General features: G+C 68.6%; 19 protein-coding genes and 2 tRNA genes. 5 read left to right on the top strand and 16 right to left on the bottom strand.

Features of this window, described 5'->3' with window-relative positions; translation table 11 throughout:
• Window positions 1-121 precede the first annotated feature (121 nt).
• Window positions 122-970, top strand: a complete 849-nt coding sequence (prmC, locus tag QQK83_RS16585) for a peptide chain release factor N(5)-glutamine methyltransferase (protein ID WP_284266138.1) — start codon at window positions 122-124, stop codon at window positions 968-970.
• A 254-nt stretch (window positions 971-1,224) separates the two neighbouring features.
• Window positions 1,225-1,989 carry a DUF4167 domain-containing protein gene (locus QQK83_RS16580; RefSeq protein WP_284266137.1) on the top strand — a complete coding sequence of 255 codons (765 nt, stop codon included), beginning with the start codon at window positions 1,225-1,227 and terminating at the stop codon, window positions 1,987-1,989.
• A gap of 161 nt (window positions 1,990-2,150) precedes the next feature.
• Here the strand turns inward: QQK83_RS16580 and rsmA are convergent, their stop codons facing one another.
• Window positions 2,151-2,990 carry a 16S rRNA (adenine(1518)-N(6)/adenine(1519)-N(6))-dimethyltransferase RsmA gene (rsmA, locus tag QQK83_RS16575; RefSeq protein ID WP_284266136.1) on the bottom strand — a complete coding sequence of 280 codons (840 nt, stop codon included), beginning with the start codon at window positions 2,988-2,990 and terminating at the stop codon, window positions 2,151-2,153.
• 103 nt (window positions 2,991-3,093) lie between these two features.
• Window positions 3,094-3,309 carry a hypothetical protein gene (locus QQK83_RS16570; RefSeq protein WP_284266135.1) on the bottom strand — a complete coding sequence of 72 codons (216 nt, stop codon included), beginning with the start codon at window positions 3,307-3,309 and terminating at the stop codon, window positions 3,094-3,096.
• Window positions 3,310-3,465: 156 nt separating this feature from the next.
• On the opposite strand from QQK83_RS16570, the gene QQK83_RS16565 reads away from it, so the two are divergent.
• A complete protein-coding gene (locus QQK83_RS16565; RefSeq protein ID WP_284266134.1) occupies window positions 3,466-3,732 on the top strand; it encodes a DUF2312 domain-containing protein in 267 nt (88 codons plus the stop codon).
• A gap of 69 nt (window positions 3,733-3,801) precedes the next feature.
• Here QQK83_RS16565 and QQK83_RS16560 read toward each other — a convergent pair whose 3' ends face one another.
• Entirely contained in the window at window positions 3,802-4,677 is an 876-nt protein-coding gene (locus QQK83_RS16560) for a hypothetical protein (protein WP_284266133.1), read from the bottom strand.
• A gap of 157 nt (window positions 4,678-4,834) precedes the next feature.
• On the opposite strand from QQK83_RS16560, the gene QQK83_RS16555 reads away from it, so the two are divergent.
• Window positions 4,835-4,910 (top strand) — tRNA-Thr (locus tag QQK83_RS16555).
• A gap of 304 nt (window positions 4,911-5,214) precedes the next feature.
• On the opposite strand, the gene QQK83_RS16550 is transcribed toward QQK83_RS16555, so the two are convergent.
• The 12 genes from QQK83_RS16550 to QQK83_RS16495 all read right to left on the bottom strand — a co-directional run bounded on the left by QQK83_RS16550 (window position 5,215) and on the right by QQK83_RS16495 (window position 13,639).
• Window positions 5,215-7,149 carry a phage tail tape measure protein gene (locus QQK83_RS16550; protein WP_284266132.1) on the bottom strand — a complete coding sequence of 645 codons (1,935 nt, stop codon included), beginning with the start codon at window positions 7,147-7,149 and terminating at the stop codon, window positions 5,215-5,217.
• 2 nt (window positions 7,150-7,151) lie between these two features.
• Entirely contained in the window at window positions 7,152-7,703 is a 552-nt protein-coding gene (locus QQK83_RS16545; RefSeq protein WP_284266131.1) for a hypothetical protein, read from the bottom strand.
• Between the two features lie 2 nt (window positions 7,704-7,705).
• Entirely contained in the window at window positions 7,706-7,879 is a 174-nt protein-coding gene (locus tag QQK83_RS16540; RefSeq protein WP_284266130.1) for a hypothetical protein, read from the bottom strand.
• A 13-nt stretch (window positions 7,880-7,892) separates the two neighbouring features.
• Complete coding sequence (locus QQK83_RS16535) at window positions 7,893-8,243, bottom strand: hypothetical protein (RefSeq protein ID WP_284266129.1); 351 nt, start codon at window positions 8,241-8,243, stop codon at window positions 7,893-7,895.
• Window positions 8,240-9,301, bottom strand: coding sequence for a hypothetical protein (locus tag QQK83_RS16530; RefSeq protein ID WP_284266128.1), 1,062 nt, complete (start codon window positions 9,299-9,301; stop codon window positions 8,240-8,242). Before QQK83_RS16530 ends, QQK83_RS16535 begins: the two co-directional genes overlap by 4 nt.
• Before the next feature lie 22 nt (window positions 9,302-9,323).
• Complete coding sequence (locus QQK83_RS16525; protein WP_284266127.1) at window positions 9,324-9,755, bottom strand: Mor transcription activator family protein; 432 nt, start codon at window positions 9,753-9,755, stop codon at window positions 9,324-9,326.
• Window positions 9,756-9,892: 137 nt separating this feature from the next.
• Complete coding sequence (locus QQK83_RS16520) at window positions 9,893-10,192, bottom strand: hypothetical protein (protein ID WP_284266126.1); 300 nt, start codon at window positions 10,190-10,192, stop codon at window positions 9,893-9,895.
• Window positions 10,193-10,214: 22 nt separating this feature from the next.
• A complete protein-coding gene (locus QQK83_RS16515; protein ID WP_284266125.1) occupies window positions 10,215-11,114 on the bottom strand; it encodes a helix-turn-helix domain-containing protein in 900 nt (299 codons plus the stop codon).
• A gap of 114 nt (window positions 11,115-11,228) precedes the next feature.
• A complete protein-coding gene (locus QQK83_RS16510; RefSeq protein ID WP_284266124.1) occupies window positions 11,229-11,630 on the bottom strand; it encodes a hypothetical protein in 402 nt (133 codons plus the stop codon).
• A complete protein-coding gene (locus tag QQK83_RS16505; RefSeq protein ID WP_284266123.1) occupies window positions 11,627-11,827 on the bottom strand; it encodes a helix-turn-helix transcriptional regulator in 201 nt (66 codons plus the stop codon). Before QQK83_RS16505 ends, QQK83_RS16510 begins: the two co-directional genes overlap by 4 nt.
• 65 nt (window positions 11,828-11,892) lie before the next feature.
• Window positions 11,893-12,303: a hypothetical protein gene (locus QQK83_RS16500; protein WP_284266122.1), complete on the bottom strand. Its 411-nt coding sequence runs from the start codon at window positions 12,301-12,303 to the stop codon at window positions 11,893-11,895.
• Window positions 12,304-12,409: 106 nt separating this feature from the next.
• Window positions 12,410-13,639 (bottom strand): tyrosine-type recombinase/integrase, encoded by a 1,230-nt coding sequence (locus QQK83_RS16495; RefSeq protein WP_284266121.1) that lies wholly within the window; start codon window positions 13,637-13,639, stop codon window positions 12,410-12,412.
• Between the two features lie 146 nt (window positions 13,640-13,785).
• Here QQK83_RS16495 and QQK83_RS16490 point away from each other — a divergent pair.
• Window positions 13,786-13,852 (top strand) — tRNA-Ser (locus tag QQK83_RS16490).
• A 107-nt stretch (window positions 13,853-13,959) separates the two neighbouring features.
• Here the strand turns inward: QQK83_RS16490 and QQK83_RS16485 are convergent.
• Window positions 13,960-15,171 carry a winged helix-turn-helix domain-containing protein gene (locus tag QQK83_RS16485; RefSeq protein WP_284266120.1) on the bottom strand — a complete coding sequence of 404 codons (1,212 nt, stop codon included), beginning with the start codon at window positions 15,169-15,171 and terminating at the stop codon, window positions 13,960-13,962.
• Window positions 15,172-15,622: the final 451 nt, after the last annotated feature.

The following is a 15,622-nucleotide window of genomic DNA, read 5'->3' as shown; positions in this document are numbered from 1 at the left end:
CTGCGGCCCGTCCGCGCGCGGGCGCTCCGGGCGGCGGGTCGGCCCCTGTCGGAGCTGTGCGCGCGGTGGCACGTGTCGGGTTTGCGTATTTGGAGAAAGATGAAGGTGCAGGGGGGCGCACATGACCGCCGGGGCGTGGCTTTCCCATGCGCGGGCCCGTCTTGCATCGGTGGCCGGCGCGCAGGCGGCGCGCGAGGCGCGGTTGATCCTTGCGCATGTCACCGGCTGGAGCGCGACGCGGGTTGCGCTGGAGGGGGGCGCCGCGCTGACGCCAGAGGGGCTGTCGGCGGCCGAGGCGGCGCTGGCGCGGCGGTTGGCGCGGGAGCCGCTGGCGCAGATCCTGGGGGCCTGGGGCTTTTACGGGCGCAGCTTCCGGGTGACGCGGGACACGCTGGTGCCGCGGCCCGATACCGAGACCCTCGTCGATCTGGCGCTGGCCCGGCCCTTCGAGCGGCTGATCGACCTCGGCACCGGGACGGGGGCGATCGCGGTGACGCTGCTGGCCGAGCGTGACGGCGCGACCGGGGTGGCGAGCGACATCTCGGCCGCGGCCCTTGCCGTGGCGGGGGAGAATGCCGCCGCGCATGGGGTCGCGGGGCGCTTGCGGCGGGTCGAGGCGGATTGGTGGGACGGGGTGGACGGGGTGTTCGACCTGGTGGTCTCGAACCCGCCCTACGTGACCGGGGCGGAATATGCGACGCTCGCCCCCGAGGTGACCGACTGGGAGCCGCGCGGCGCGCTGACGCCGGGGGGCGACGGTCTGTCGGCCTACCGGGCGATCCTGGACGGTCTTGGGTCCCGCCTCCTGCCCGGCGGGCGTTGCCTTGTCGAGATCGGCGCGCGGCAGGGGGAGGCCGTTGCGGCGCTCTTCACGGCGGCGGGGCTTGACGCGGTGGCGGTGCATCCCGACATCAATGGCAAGCCGCGCGTGGTCGAAGGATGGATGCCGAAGCGCCACGGCGCGGGATGAAACGGGGTGAATCGGGCCCGATCCGTGGCCTGAGGGCGCTGGCGGCGCGGTTTCGCGCAGATTTGCCTTGTCAGGCGGCCCCTCTCGTGCTTACACAGCAGCAGCAGGCGTGGATAGCTTCGTGATACCCCCCTGCGGCTCTGCCTCATATTCCGGACCGGCTGCCTGATCGGCGGGGACGGGTGACGAGCGGAACCGGGGCCCTTGTGCCCCGTGCCGCTGCCAACCAGGACAACTGGAACCGAATTTTACACATGAGATCATCTAAGAACCGCTCGCGGTCCAAGGGGAACCGCAACCGCTCGGTCGGCAACATCGTCAACCGCGTCTTCGACTCGTCGGGCCCCGAGGGCAAGGTCCGCGGCACGCCGCAGCAGATCATCGACAAGTACAACCAGCTGGCCCGTGACGCGCAATTGTCGAATGACCGCGTGGCGGCCGAAAATTTCCAGCAGCACGCGGAACATTACCTGCGCATGCTGGCCGAGGCGCAGCGCGAGCAGGACGCCCGGCGCGACCAGCCGCAGGGTCAGCAGGGCGGCGGCGGCCAGAATGGCCAGCAGGGCAACGACGCCCATGGCCAGCAGCAGGGCCGCAATGGCGGTCAGGATGCGGGCCAGTCTGGTGGGCAGTCGGGTGGGCCGTCGGGTGCTCACGCGGCAGGTCAGGATGGCGGTGAAGAGACCGGCAGGACGCGGCAGGACGAGAGCGGCAGCCGCGACAGCGGCAAGAGCTCGGGCTTCGATACCGTGATCGACGGCGCCTCGGAGGGCGACAGCGGCCTCGTGGCGACGCCCGAGGCGGCCTCGAAACCCAAGCGCAGCCGCACCCGGCGCCCCAAAAAGGCCGAGGGCCAGGCGACAGAGGCCGCGCAGGACGAGACCCCCGCGGCGGAGGCCCCGGCAGCGGAGGCTCCGAAGCCGCGGGCACGGAAAGCCGCGCCCCCGAAATCCGGCAGCGATGATGCGGTAAGCGGTGGCGATGCGCCCGGAACGCCGCCGCAGGAAGCGGCGGAGTAACGCCCTTTTCCCAAGGCGCGTGTCGCGTGCATCCCCGCGCGCGACGCGGGCCGCTCCGGCGTTTCGGGCGGGCCGCTCCGGCGCTTCGGCTCAAGGTCGGCGCGACCTGCGGCGATCACGTGCCGCCCTGCGGCTCCCCTCACCCGCGGCCGGCCGTCCAGTCACCCGGCCAGCGAGCGCGCCAGCGCGCAGAACCCTTCCAGCGGCACCTGCTCGGCGCGCTCGGTGGGGGCGAGCCCGGCTGCGCGCAGGTGGTCCTCGATCTCGGGCGACAGCCCCTTGAGGGCCGCGCGCAGCATCTTGCGGCGCTGGTTGAAGGCGGTGGCCACCACGCGCTCCAGCACCTTCGGATCGGCGGGAAAGCGCGGCTCGGGCAGCGCCTCGAGATGGACCACGGCCGAGTGGACCTTGGGCGGGGGGCTGAACGCCTCGGGCGGCAGCGACATCACGATCCGGGCCGAGCACCGCCACTGCGCCAAGAGCGCGAGCCGGCCATAGGCCTTGCCGCCGGGTTGCGCCACGATCCGCTCGGCCACCTCGCGCTGGAACATCAGCGTCAGCGAGCTCCAGACCGGCGGCCAGGCGGGCGGCGTCAGCCAGCGCACCAGGAGCTCGGTGCCGACGTTGTAGGGCAGGTTCGCCACCACCTTGACCGGCGGGGTCAGATGCGCGGCCCAGTCCAGCGCCAGCGCATCGGCATTCAGCACCTCGAGCCGGCCGGGGTAGGCGGCGGCGATCTCGGCCAGCGCGGGCAGGCAGCGGGGGTCCTTCTCCACCGCGACGACGCGGCGCGCGCCCTCGGCCAGAAGCCCCCGGGTCAGCCCGCCGGGGCCGGGGCCCACCTCGAGCACGTCGCAGCCTGTCAGATCCCCCGCCTGCCGCGCGATCTTGGCGGTGAGGTTCAGGTCGAGCAGGAAGTTCTGCCCCAGCGCCTTGCGCGCGGACAGGCCGTGGGCCGCGATGACCGCGCGCAGCGGCGGAAGGCTGTCGATGCTGTTCATGTCACATGGCTTGCCGCGAATGCGGGGCAGGGCGCAAGCCCGATCCGCCCGGAGCATGCCGGTTCGGGCCGGTTCGGGCCGGATCACGCCGCATCCGCCCCGGTCAGCCGAGGAACACCCCGAGCACCACCGCCATCAGCCCGATCACCGACACGAGCAGCGCGCCCATGTTGATCGTGACGATGCGCTGCAGCCGCGCGCGCAATTCGGCGTCGGGCAGGCCCGCGCGCTTGGCGGCGACCGCGGCCCAGATGCAGTAGCCCAGCACAACGATACCGGCCAGCGCCAGCGCGGTTCCGATATAGACCAGCATCGCCATGTGTCGCGTTGCTCCTTGGCTGTGTTCACCACCCGTCCTAGGTCAGCGTCCGGCCCATGGCAATGGCCCATGGCAAGGCCCGCAGCAAGACTTGTGGCCGCGCCGCGGCTTGGCTAGACCGGCATTTCCCGATGCCAGTGATCCGCGAGAGGACCGATGGACGAGACCGACACCGACCGCCCCGACAGCTACCGCGTGACCGCGGACGAGCTGCGCCAGTTCATCGAGCGTTTCGAGCGCCTCGAGGCCGAGAAGAAGGACATCGCCGACCAGCAGAAAGAGGTCATGGCCGAGGCGAAATCGCGCGGCTACGACACCAAGGTGATGCGCAAGGTCATCGCGCTGCGCAAGCGCGAGCCCGACGACATCGCCGAGGAAGAGGCCGTGTTGGAGATGTACAAGGAAGCCCTCGGCATGCGTTGAGGGCCGAGCGCCATCCGCGGAGCGACAGGGGCAGCGGGTCGGCCACCCCCGGGCGCGACGGGCGCGTCCTCAGGGCGTCAGCAGGGTGACACCGGGGATGCGGGCGATCACATCCATGTCGTCCTCGTAGGCGGCCGTCATCTGCTCGACCAGCTCGGGCGTCCAGCCGGGCAGGTCGAGCCGCTCCTCGATCTCGGTCTCGAGCGCGTAGCGGTCGAGGAAGGCCCCGAGGATACGGCGGCGCTGCATCTCGGTCTGGGGCGGGTGATCGGCGAGGTAGCGGCGCAAGCGCTTGTAGCCCGTCGGGTCCATGATCGTGCCGACAAGGTCATCGACGCCGCGCAGCGGGAAGTCGAAGGTCACATCGGCCAGCTCGCGCAGGATCTGCCCCCACAGAAGCGGCGTGTCCTCGTTGCACCAGACCGTGATCGGCGCATCCGGGTGGGTCATGCGCAGGCGCTGCAACATCTCCGACCAGGTGACGGCATGGGGTTGCATCCGCTCGGTGAACTCACTGAAATCCTTGAATTTCGATCCGGTGAACAGGGCGGGGATCAGCGTCGCGGGGTTGCGCATCCCGATGTGGAACTCGACCGCGGCCTGCGGAAAGAGCGCCCTCAGCGCGACGGTCTGGCGCTCGACCATCGGCCAGATCTGTGCGCGCTGCACCACAAGGCGGTTGATGCAGACGAAGCGCGGGTCCGAGAGGATCAGCCGCTCGACGCGCGCCTCGTCGACGATCGCGTCCAGCAGCGCCTCCTGCACCTCGGGTGGGGCGGGGCGCCCCTGCAGCGCGCGCATCGTCTCCTTGATGACGGAGCGGTAACGGACCAGCGGGGGGACGAGGATGCCGTCCTCGGCCAGCCGCGCGCGGTTCTTCAGGAGGGATTTGTGCAACAGGCCCAGATCGGTGCACGGCGCGCCGAGATGAAAGACGACCTGCATGCTTTCCCGTTCCCGGACCGTTCCAGACTTGCCTGCGCCGCGACCCTATACCGAGGGTGCGGCGGGCGAAACCCCCTCGGCCCGACCGCTGCTCGACGACGGCCGCCGCGCGGCCCCGCTTGCACAAGCTGGGACCATGCCGTATTCCCTCTCCTGCGCCCCTATAGCTCAGCTGGTAGAGCATCTGATTTGTAATCAGAGGGTCGGGAGTTCGAGTCTCTCTGGGGGCACCATGAAATCAGCGACTTAGCCGATCAAATGGATGACCCAGGCAAACCCGGAGAGTGTCGGGGTAACGTTTCGGGTAACGAAAAAGCCGACCAGCGCGAACGATCAACACGCTGGTCGGCTATGTGCAGCGACGTGCGCTACACATGGCCCCGGCTCCGGCTTCCGGCCTTCACCAGGGCGAAGGGCTCAGCGGACCACCCACCCGCCTTGCCCGGTCTCGATCATCGGGACCACCAGTCCCGCAGCTGCGCGAGGAAAGGGCCGTCCTCGAGGACCAGCCACCCGCGGCGGCGTCTGCGTCGTGTCCTAGCCATACTGTCCGTAGCCTCCTGCATGGTCGTAGAGCGCGCCCGAGGCGGCTTCGTTGGCGAGGCGCTGCAGCTCGTCGCGGATCCTGCGCGGGTCCATCCCGGCCGCGTTGATGGGGGCATGGATCGTCACCGCCACGGGTTGCCGCTCGGCGCTGGGCGCGACGGCGCGGGTAAGCCCGCCTGCCGCATCCCGCGCATACTCGGCGAGCCGCTGCAGGGCGGCGTGATGTGCGATGAAGCCTGACCGGCTCTCGTATCGCAGCTCGGGGCCGCGCTCACCGACCAGGACGGCACCGGCTGGGAACGCACCACCCACGGCGCGGGCGCGCATCTCGCTGCGCGGCACCGGCCCGGTTTGCTGGGGCCGCCATGGCGTGAACCCGCCTTCGGTCGCGTCTGGGGCGTCTTCGCCGTGCCACCAGCGGTAGGCCGACTCATAGCCGCGCATGGCCGCGCCTACGCCTGGCAAGCTGCGAAGGCCGGTGTCGGCGCTCCTGACGTTGTTCTCCTGCCATGCGGCCCACTCGCCCGGATCATCGGGCACCCGCGACAGCAGCAGCCCGCCCATTACGCCAGCCACGCCCAGCGCAGCCGTACGAACGCCCCCCAGGCTTCCGATCATTGACCTCGAGGCGATCGCGGTCGCCGCCGCCGCCGCGTTGATGGCGGTGCCGATGCCGCCGATCCCCGCCACGGCACCCTTCACGGCGAGGGCGAAGCGGCCGATCTCGAAAATCAGGCTGCCGACAGCCAAGACAGCGCGGCCCGCGATGACGGCGCCGATGATCTTCCCGAGGTTCTGGAACCCGCCGACCATCTGCGCGACGCGGTCGATGCCACGCCCGATCGCGCCCACGATGTCGCCAACGCCCGCGACCAGGTCGCCGACCTTCGGGATCGTCTCGCCCAGCCAGTCGCCGAAACGGCCCGCCAGCTCCACGATGTTCTCGCGGTTCTCGATCAGGTGCTCCGACAGCCGGTCGAAGGCATCGCCCAGCGCGGGCATGAGCTCGACTGAGATCGAACGCATGACGCCGTCGATCACCGCGCCCACACGGTTCCAGGACCGATCGAACGCCCGCGCGATCGCGGTTTGCTCTTGCGTGATGACCGCACCGGCGCGGCTCGCCTCGGCGATCATGGCGTCGAGCTCTTCGCGGGTGAGCTGCAGAACCTCGATCATCACCTCGCCCGCCGTCCCGCCGAACACCTCGTCAGCGATGCGCTGGCGCGCGGCCACGTCATCAATCTCGGCGATCCGGTCGCGCACCACGGCGAACATCTCTTCGGTGTCGCTGGCCAGTCTCCCGGCTTCCTCGGCCGAGATGCCCAGCCGCCCGAAGGCCTCGGCCGCGGGCCCGCCCCCGGTTTCGGCGAATTCGTCCGCGCGCATCGACAGCTCTTTGAGGCCGTCGACCAGCGCGTCGTTCTCGACACCGAATTGCCTGGCCGCGTAGCCGAGGCCCGACAGCCATTCCGCGTCCACGCCGATGCGGTTCGACGCTCGGGTGATCTCTTCGATTGCCGTCGCCTGATCGCGCGCCAGCGCCACCATGGCCCCGCCGACGGTGCCCACGCCGAGCGCAACGTTTCGCCCGAGGCGACCGACCTCACCCGCGGCGGTGCGGAACGTGTCCCCGACACGGCGCGCAGAGGCGGCGGCGCGCTCGTAGCGTTCCTGGCGGCGGCGCAGGTCCTCCAGCGTGCGGCCGAGGTCCGAATATTCCCGATCGAGGTCCTCGACGCTGCGCCCTTGGCGTTCGAGCTCGCGCCGCTGCCGTTCCATGTCCCGGCGGCGGCTGGTCAGCTCGGCGATTTCGGAATTCACGTTGTCGAGGCCGCGGCGTACGACGTTCAGGTTCCGGCCGACGCTGCGCTCGAGCACGCTGCCGATCGTCAGTGTCGCGCTGAGGCGCTGGTTTCGGCGCATAGTCAGGTTCCTCGCCGGTAGATCGTTCTGGCCCGCAGCTCGTTGCGGAATGTCCGCATGAGAAATTCGGCCGTCTCGCTCATGACTTCGTTTTCGAGAATGTCCCCGGCGGTCTCTTGGATCGGGACCGTCTCGGCGAAAATCGGCAGGCGTTTTCGGCCTCGTCGGCGGAAAACGATCCGCACTCCACTGTCTTTGCCGGTCCCGATGAAGGCACCAGGGAAGCTTCGACCGGCGGCATTTACACCAGAGGCCGTTCGGCGCGGGGCACCCTTGAAGGCACGGACGGGAAGATCATTGAGGCCGACCCAGAGAAAACTGGCGCTTAGGCGACGGTCCGAACCCGCGCGACCGCTGAGCCGAAGCCGGGCCTTCAGGTATTTGTTGGCCCGAAGGTCCAGCCCCTTACGGAGTGCCATCCGCGCCTTGAGTCGCAAGTGTGTGGCGGTCCGGCTTTGCGCGCGCCACCACGCCTTTCGGATTTGGTCCTCTGTTGCCCCGAACAGCTTCTCGAGCCGCTGAAACTCTTTCGGGTCAACGTCGATCCGCAGCATGCTCAGGTCGCCCGTTCGTTGTCAGGCGCGCGGACCGCGCGGCGCAGCAGTCCCGAGGCGACGGCCCCCATGCTCGCCCGCACGCCGGTCCTTTCCGCCAGGTCGCGCCGCGCCCGTTCAAGCTCGCGCTCGAGCTCTCGATCGAGGGGCACTGAGATGCGCTTCACGTCTGCCATGTCGTTCCCTTCCTCACCAGTCGAAGACCCACGGTCGCGCACCAGCGCCAGCATGGCGGGCGCGGATCATGTCGCGGACCTCGCGAGCGGCAACGCTCGCCAGGAGCTTGGCCGCCTTCTGGGCCACCTCGGGGCGCACCTCGAAGGCCGTCTCGATCCGCTTGGCGGCATCGTCCAGGCCGTCCAGGACGAAGGGCCCCATGCCCGCGACCTTCACGATCGTCCGCACGCTGCCGTCCTCGGGATCCGGCTCGCCGCGGGTCGTGATCGTCGCCGTCTCGATCGCGGCCACCAGCTCCGCGGGCAGGCGGTGCGGCGTGTCGCCCGCGACCACGGCGGGTTTGCGGCGGAAAGGCCAGATCATGCTGCGTAATGCCAGAAGAACGCCGTCGAGGGGATGAGCGGGGCGAAGTCAGCCCACGCGGTGAAGGTCAGCGCCCCGGCGCGGTCGCGTTCCACCAGGACATCTATTTCCGGCTGGATTGCCACGGCGGCGCGATCCCATGCCCCCACAACGCCGCGCGCCGCGTCGGGCGACAGCTCGGCAGGCACGCCACGCAGGTAGAGCCGCCCGTTGTCGATCACCACATCGCCGAAGGCGGCCGGACCAGCGATGGCGGCGATCTCGTCGAAGCGCAGACCGAGGGTCGCGGCCTCGTCAATGAACGGGTTGGCCAGGTCCTGTGCGGGCTTCGATGCGATGATCGCGGTGAGCAAGACGGCATCAACGGCACGGCCGAGGCCCAGCGCCAGCGAAAGCATGATCTCGGCCTCGATCTGCACATCATTCCGGGCGCGCAGGGTCGAGCGCGGGACGGTGAAGCGGACGGCTCGCTGTGTCAGCCCGGACCGGTCCAGCTCGGCCGTGCTGATCGGGACAGTCGTGGCGGAAACGTCGCCTTCGTCGCGCGTCCCGGCCCCGCCATTCACCGCGTTGGCGGCAGCGTCCTCGGTCAGGGTCACGGGTGCGAAGTCGGCAGGTTCGATCACATGGAACGCGGCCGGATGCTCGACCATGGCCGGCACCGCCGCGCCGAAAGCGCGCGCTTCGCCCTCCACGATCTCGACCAGCTTCGCGCCGAACTGGACGCACCGGCTGTTGCGCATAACGGCTTCCCGCAGCGTCCGGGTCTCCTGGGCGGGTGTCGCCGCTGGGGTCTGGTAGACGCGGCCGTCACCGTCGAGCAAGTCGGGCAACATCGCGCGCAGATTGATCGAAGCGTTCACGCCCGCGATTTGCGAGGCACGCTTGTCGGCGACGAATTCGCCGTCCGGGCGCTCGCGGCCGCCCGATGCCTGGGCGTGGCGGGCAAGCTTGATTGCATCGGCGAGGGGCGACGGGTCGCCGACGCGGGTGAAGGAACGGCCCTCGATGTCGCCACGGCGGGCGCGGCGGGGGGCGGTGCTGGTGCGGATTGTCATGCTCGGCCTCGCTGAAAGATTTTCAGCAGTTTGCCGCAGACCGATTCGCAGTTTCCATGTGCGGATTTCCCCCGGCGCGGCGCTGAAGGATTTTTCTGACGGTGTCGGCGCTCATGCCGATCCGCGCGCCGATCTGGCCCGCCGTCAGGCCCTCGGCGCGCAGCTCCCATATCCGCCGATTGCGGTGCGCGCGATGAAGCTCGCGGCACTTCGACAGGAAAAACATTTCGCCGCCGAGGCCCCGGCAGAGCTGCGCCGCCACCTCCCACCCGAGGATCGCAACCAGCTGGTGACCGGGGCGCAGGCGTGGCTCGCTCGGGATGTAGACTGCCGCCTGCCAGGGTTTGCCAGGAGACGCGGGCAGGGCTGCGACCAGGCGCAGCGCAGCGTCGCGGCCGATCACTTCGGCCACCGTGGCCACGCTCTCGGGCAAGGGTCCGTCCAGGTCGAGCATTGGCGCACCCTACAGCGGGGGCCGTTATAGTTGTAGTCCTGTTTTCCAGCGCCCACGCACAAGTAAACATCCGCGCCCCCCTGCTACCCGCAGGCCTGGGGGCGCGAGGGAGGACCCGATCGAACCATGGACCGCAATCATCGATCCGACGCGCCCCAGTGCGCCAGGAAGCGGTGGCCGTGCTCAGCCATTGAACCACCCATCGTAACCCACCGCCGTGCGCGCGCCAGACAGGTCTCGAGGTTGTCCTCGTAGTCGCGCGGCATTGCCGCCCGCTGACCTTCGTCAAGTGGTCCGCCCTGCATCGAACAGGCCAACGCCCGCGTGTAGATGTCCCCGGGGGTTGGTCTTCGTCGCGGTTGCTCGCGAAGATACCCATGGCAAGCCGTGTTGATCGCGGTCTCGCTCAGGCCGTCGAGGATCTCCAGCCAATCCATCAGCGCGCCCCGCCATACATCATCAGGCACGTCGGGGTGGAAATAATGGGATAGGAGGGTTTCCACCCTGCCGACGATCCACTCGGCGTTTGCCGGTGAATTCATCAGCGACGGAGCGTGCGAGGTCTGCGCCAGACAGCTGCTCATTTCTGTGCCTCTTCTTGTTGAACCAGTCCGCTTTCACCGTGGCCCATCCGCGTTCTTCAGCCTCGCCGAGGGCGTCGTCGGGATCGCCACCGCGTGCGGCGATCTCCGCGAGCTGCTTTGCAAGCCTGCGCGCAGCGGTGCAGCTCACAGGCCCCTTTCGGGAGCTGCGCCGGTAGCTGAGAAAGGACGCCACGGCATCCGGGCTTGCGACCGCTTCGAGGATCGTCGCAGGCGTCTCAGCTGGGGGACTACAGGGGGTATTTCTTGTTCCCTTCTTGATCCCCTCTTGTTCGGGTGGCGTGGTGCCACCCTTTGCGGGATCGGATGCCACCCTTTCCGGTACAGGATGCCACCCTTTGCCAGCCTCTAAGGGTGGCGGTGTGCCACCCTTGGCGGATTGGGCGGCCACCCTTTCCGAGGTCGGCGGATGTTCGTCGTCCGCCTCCAAGGGCGCCGCGGAACCGGCGCTGAACAGGCGCGCCAGGTTGATCCGGTATTCTGAAGGTCGACCTACCGGCTGGCCCTGGGCATTGAGGCCCTTCCGGCCACCGCCTACTGTGCGGAAAAGCCAGCCTTCGTCTTCGAGAGCCTGCACGACCCTCTGCACGGTGCGCTCGTGCAGTCGTGTCTGAGCGGCGAGCGTTTTGATGCCCATATATGCGGGCCCGGCCTGGTCGCGTTCTTTGACGAAGCTGGCGATTGCGGTGAGAACCAGGCATTGTGTCTTGTTCTCTGGCCCCGCGAGCCCGATCCGTTTTATCAGTGTAATGCTCAATTCCTGCGGCCTTTTTCTCTGGCCGAGGGGGCAGTCCGGTGCTATTCTACTCGTATTCGATGGATCTTCGAAAACTTCGCAGCCCGCGCCTGGACAGCCCCCCCGGCGCGGGTTTCACTTTTCGGCGGGAAGGTGTCGAAGGCCGATCTCTTTCGCGAGCGCCTCAGCCGAGTCGAACAGGTCGTCCAGGACAATGGACATGCCGTTCGAGGCTCGCCCGGCGGGCAGGTCGGCCGCGGTGTAGAGCTCCTGCGCAGCTTCGATCCTCGAGCATAGGAGGTTTGCCATGCCCTCGAGGCTGACCCAGTCCTCGCGCGAGTACTCCACATCTTCACGCAAGGCGACCCCGCCCGAGGCCAACATGTGTCCCGCGGTACTTTCAAGATCGGCCAGGATTACCGAAAGGCCACGGGCGGCCTTTGATGCGGGTAGGCTGACGCGTGGCAATAGCTCGAGCGCAGCGTCGATGCGGGCGGCGACGTTGATCGCGTCGCTCTCAAGGTCACGGGCGGTCATGCTGCCACCTCGGCTTTCGCGAACCATGCGATGATGTCGCCGCGCCGCCAGTACCGGCGGCGACCGATCACGGCAGGTTGGGGAAAGCCCGTTTTCGGGTCGCGCAACCAGCGATACAGGGTCATGTCGGAAATCCCGCCGCAGATCTCGCGAACCTCGTGGGAGCCGATGCGGGCGTCAGGGTCTTTATGGGTCATCGTGTAGCATCCTGTTTTATCGTGATCGGATGCCAACCAATTGCCGCACAAAGCGGCCCGCCGTCCTATGTCAGATTTGCAGAAATCGCCGATATCGGCACGAATTGCCGCTTCCGGAGCAACAGAAGCGCGACCACCTCCTGAGCGATATTGTCGCCCACAACATCGAGGGGGCTCAATCGGGGCTTGCGATTGCGACTTTGCCAGAGGCGCGACCAGGCTGAAGGATGTTTCCCATAACGGCGCGCGACAAGCTCGGCGGGCGCGCCCGCCGCCATAGCCGCCATGCCCGCCCGGATGACGTAGTGATCAAGCAGCCACTCGGGAACCTGGCAAGTGATTGTTGCGCCCGGCATAGCCGCCGACAGCGCCCCAGCCACCTCGAGGCCCAGCGCCTCGGTAATGTGGTGGTCGCGCTCGACACGGATCGGCACATGGACGGCAATCGAGCGTGGCGGGATCTGCCCGCGCGCCATTGCCCGCTCCGCCGCCCGGGCCCAGCGCCACAGTATCAGCTCGAGCGCAGCCCGGTCTCCTATAGCCTCGGCGATTTCCGAGATCCCCGAAGGCAGGGATTTCCGGCTATGCCCCACGGATCCGAACCACGTTGCCAGTGTTGCCGTCGATCAACTCCTCAATCCATCGTGCCCACGCCTCGAGGGCCTGGCGCTTCTCGTCAGCGAAGTCGTGGCGCTGGTAGACCGCGACAATGCCGCCTCCGGTCCCGGAAACGTGGTTCAGAACCGATTCAGTGACGCGCACCGGGATCCCGATGCGGGCCATGCCGGTCGCCGCCGTGCGCCGCAGGTCGTGCCAAGTCCATGGCGCGATCTCCACGGTCTCCCCCCGCTCGCGGGCCGCGATCTCGCGCATCCCATCCGCGACGCGCAGCTTGCCCTTCTGGAAGCCTGACAGCGGCGTTGTGCCCGTTGTCGTGAAGACGAAGGCTGCGCCGGGTCCGCCCGCGGGAAGTGCGCCCAGCGCCGCCTCGGTCAACGGAACGTCATGCGCTCGGCCGTTCTTCGTTCTCAGGCCGGTCAGCCGCCAAGTCTTGCCGTCGATTTCGTCCGGCGTCAGGCCTGCCACCTCGCCAAGGCGCTGCCCGGTCAGCAGCAGAAACCTTCCGAAATTGCCCCACGGGTAGCCCAGCGCACCGCAAGCCGCCCAGAACCACCGGATTTCGTCATCAGTCAGAACGCGTTCGCGGCTGCGCTCCTTGACCACGGGCTTTACACCCATCGTGGGCGCGATCTCGATCACCTCGCGCTCCACCGCCCAATTGAAGAAGCCGGACAGGTACGCCCGCAAGCGGTTTGCCGTGATCGCGCGCCCGCTTGCGGCCACTTCGTCCAGCAGGTCACGAACATCGCGCCTCGTGATGTCCTGGATCGCCCGTTCGCCCCAATGGGGCAGCATCTCGACCTCGAGGCGGCGGCGCACCTCTGCGCCGGTTCTCAGCTTTGCCAGGTGGCGCTGGGCGTAGAGCTCGACCAGGTTCGCGATCGTGTCACGATCCATCAGATTCTGAGCCTTCGCCGCCTGCTTTTCGCCTGCAGGGTCCTCGCCCTTTTCCACGGCCTCAATCGCCGCCGATGCCGCCTTGCGGGCCGCCGCAACCTGCATGGCGGGCCAGCGCCCGAGAGTGAGCTTTCGGGGTGTTCCTTCGTGCCGGTAGCGCAGGGCCCATGACTTCGCGCCGCTCGGCTGGATCACAAGGTAGAGGCCGGACAGAGCCGGATCGGGCCTTTCTATGCGCTTCTTCGGATCCGGCTTTGCGGCCTCGACCGCCTTCGTCGTCAGTGCCTTTGCCATAGTCAGATGGTCCCCATATCTGTTACCCCGGTCGCCGTGGGGGTAACAGATTGCCCTGTATGGCAACTTTCCACCGCGATATAACGACACCCAACATGCTGGGAAACATGCTGTTTTTCAAGGTCTTTCGTGCCGATGGGTGTTGGGCCGTGTTACGAGAAAATCTGATTTGTAATCAGAGGGTCGGGAGTTCGAGTCTCTCTGGGGGCACCATTCCCATCAAGACGCCCCGTCTTCCGGGCGTGTCCGCGCGGCGTGGACTGCGTCCTTGCGGCCCTCGGGACCGCAGATGGCGACGCGGCCCGAAAGGCCCCCCCCGCTCACCCCTGCGCCGCGGTCTCGCGCAGCCAGCCGTCGGCCACCGTCACCCGGTCGCAGCCGGCCAGCGGCAGGAGGCGGTGCAGCTCGGCCATCAGCCGCTCGGTTCGGCCCTTGCCCCATGTGATGCCCGGCTCCGGCCAGAGCGCGCGCAGGTGCAGCGCGCCGGTCTGGCGCTCGGCGGCGATGTCGGCGCGGGCGGCGATGCGGTCGCCCTCCAGCAGCGGGAAGACGTAATAGCCGTAGCGGCGCTGTGCCTCGGGGACGAAGATCTCGATCCGGTAGTGAAACCCGAACAGCCGCTCGGCCCGCTTGCGGTCGCGCAGCGCCGGGTCGAAGGGGCTGAGCAGGCGCATCCGCCGCGGCGGCTCGGGCAGGTCACCAAGGGTTTCGAGCGTGTCCGGGCGCAGGAGGACCTTGCGCAGGCTGCCCTGCGCGGTCTCGATCCCGGCCTCGCGGATCTCGCCCCGGGCGCAGGCGGCGGCGGCCCAGTCCTTCGCCTCGGCGGGGGTGACGAGGGCGAAGAACGCGGCCAGCTCGCCCGAGGTCGCAAAGCCCAGCCGGTCCAGCGCCGCGCGGCAGGCCCAGTCGATGATCTCGGCCTCGGGCAGATGGGCGTTCAGCTGTTCGGGCGGGATCACCCGCTCGGTCAGGTCGTAGTGCTTGCGGAACCCCTCGCGCCGCGTGACGGCCAGCTCGCCACAGCGCCAGAGGTATTCCAGCGCGGTCTTGGAGGGGTGCCAATCCCACCAGCCGGTCGATTTTTCCGGCCGCGGCCCGCCGATCTCGGCGGAGTGGACTGGGCCATGCTCGGTGACATGGCGCAGGACGGTGTCGATCTCGCCATGGAAGGCCGAGCCGTGCCAGTCCTTCCAGCGTCGGCGCAGCCGGTCGCGGTCACGCGCGAAGCGCAGACGCCACTGCGGGAAGAACCTGACGGGGATGACGCTGGCGTCATGGGTCCAATGCTCGAACGTGGCGCGGTCGCGGTCGTTCAGGGCGCGCAGATGCGCGGGACGATAGGCCGGGCGGCGGGACCACAGGATAAGGTCATGCGCGCGCGCCAGCGTGTTGACGCTGTCGACCTGCACGAAGCCGAGCCGATGGACGAGGGCCGCCAGGTCGGCCCCCTTGCCCGGCCCCGCGGGGCGGTCCATAAGCGCATGCGCCTGCAGGAAAAGACGCCGTGCGGCTCGGGTGTCGATACGGTCCATGCCAGCCCTCCGGGCGCGCAGGATGGGGCCTTTCGCGGGCGGATGGCAAGCGGGCCTGTCATCGGGGCGTGACCGGTGGCGCGGGGGCATCGGCAGCGGGGGCAGGCCGCGGCGTGGCTCGACGCGTCGCGTCTGCGCCACGACCGCGGTGGCACCGCTGACGCGGTGCGGGGGCGCCCGGTCAGGTTGGCGGTGCGCGGGATGGATGTGTCGCTCCCCAAGAGGGGGGCTTTGCCCCCCGTCGCCATTGTCGCTCGGACCAATGGCGCGACCATGGCGACCCTTCGGCGACTCCCCCCAGGCAAGTGTGTTGACTAGGAGGGCTGGTAGGGCCTGTTTTCGCGGATCATGGCGTTCAGGATAACGAGCAGTTTGCGGGTCACCGCGATGATGGCCTGCTTGGGCGCCTTGCCATTCGCCGTGAGCCGGTCCGAGAAGGCCCGCAAGTCAG

Origin of the sequence: Roseicyclus amphidinii, from assembly GCF_030163755.1 — a bacterium.
In the GTDB taxonomy this organism is placed as follows: domain Bacteria; phylum Pseudomonadota; class Alphaproteobacteria; order Rhodobacterales; family Rhodobacteraceae; genus Roseicyclus; species Roseicyclus amphidinii.
This window is presented reverse-complemented; position numbering and strand designations above follow the sequence as displayed.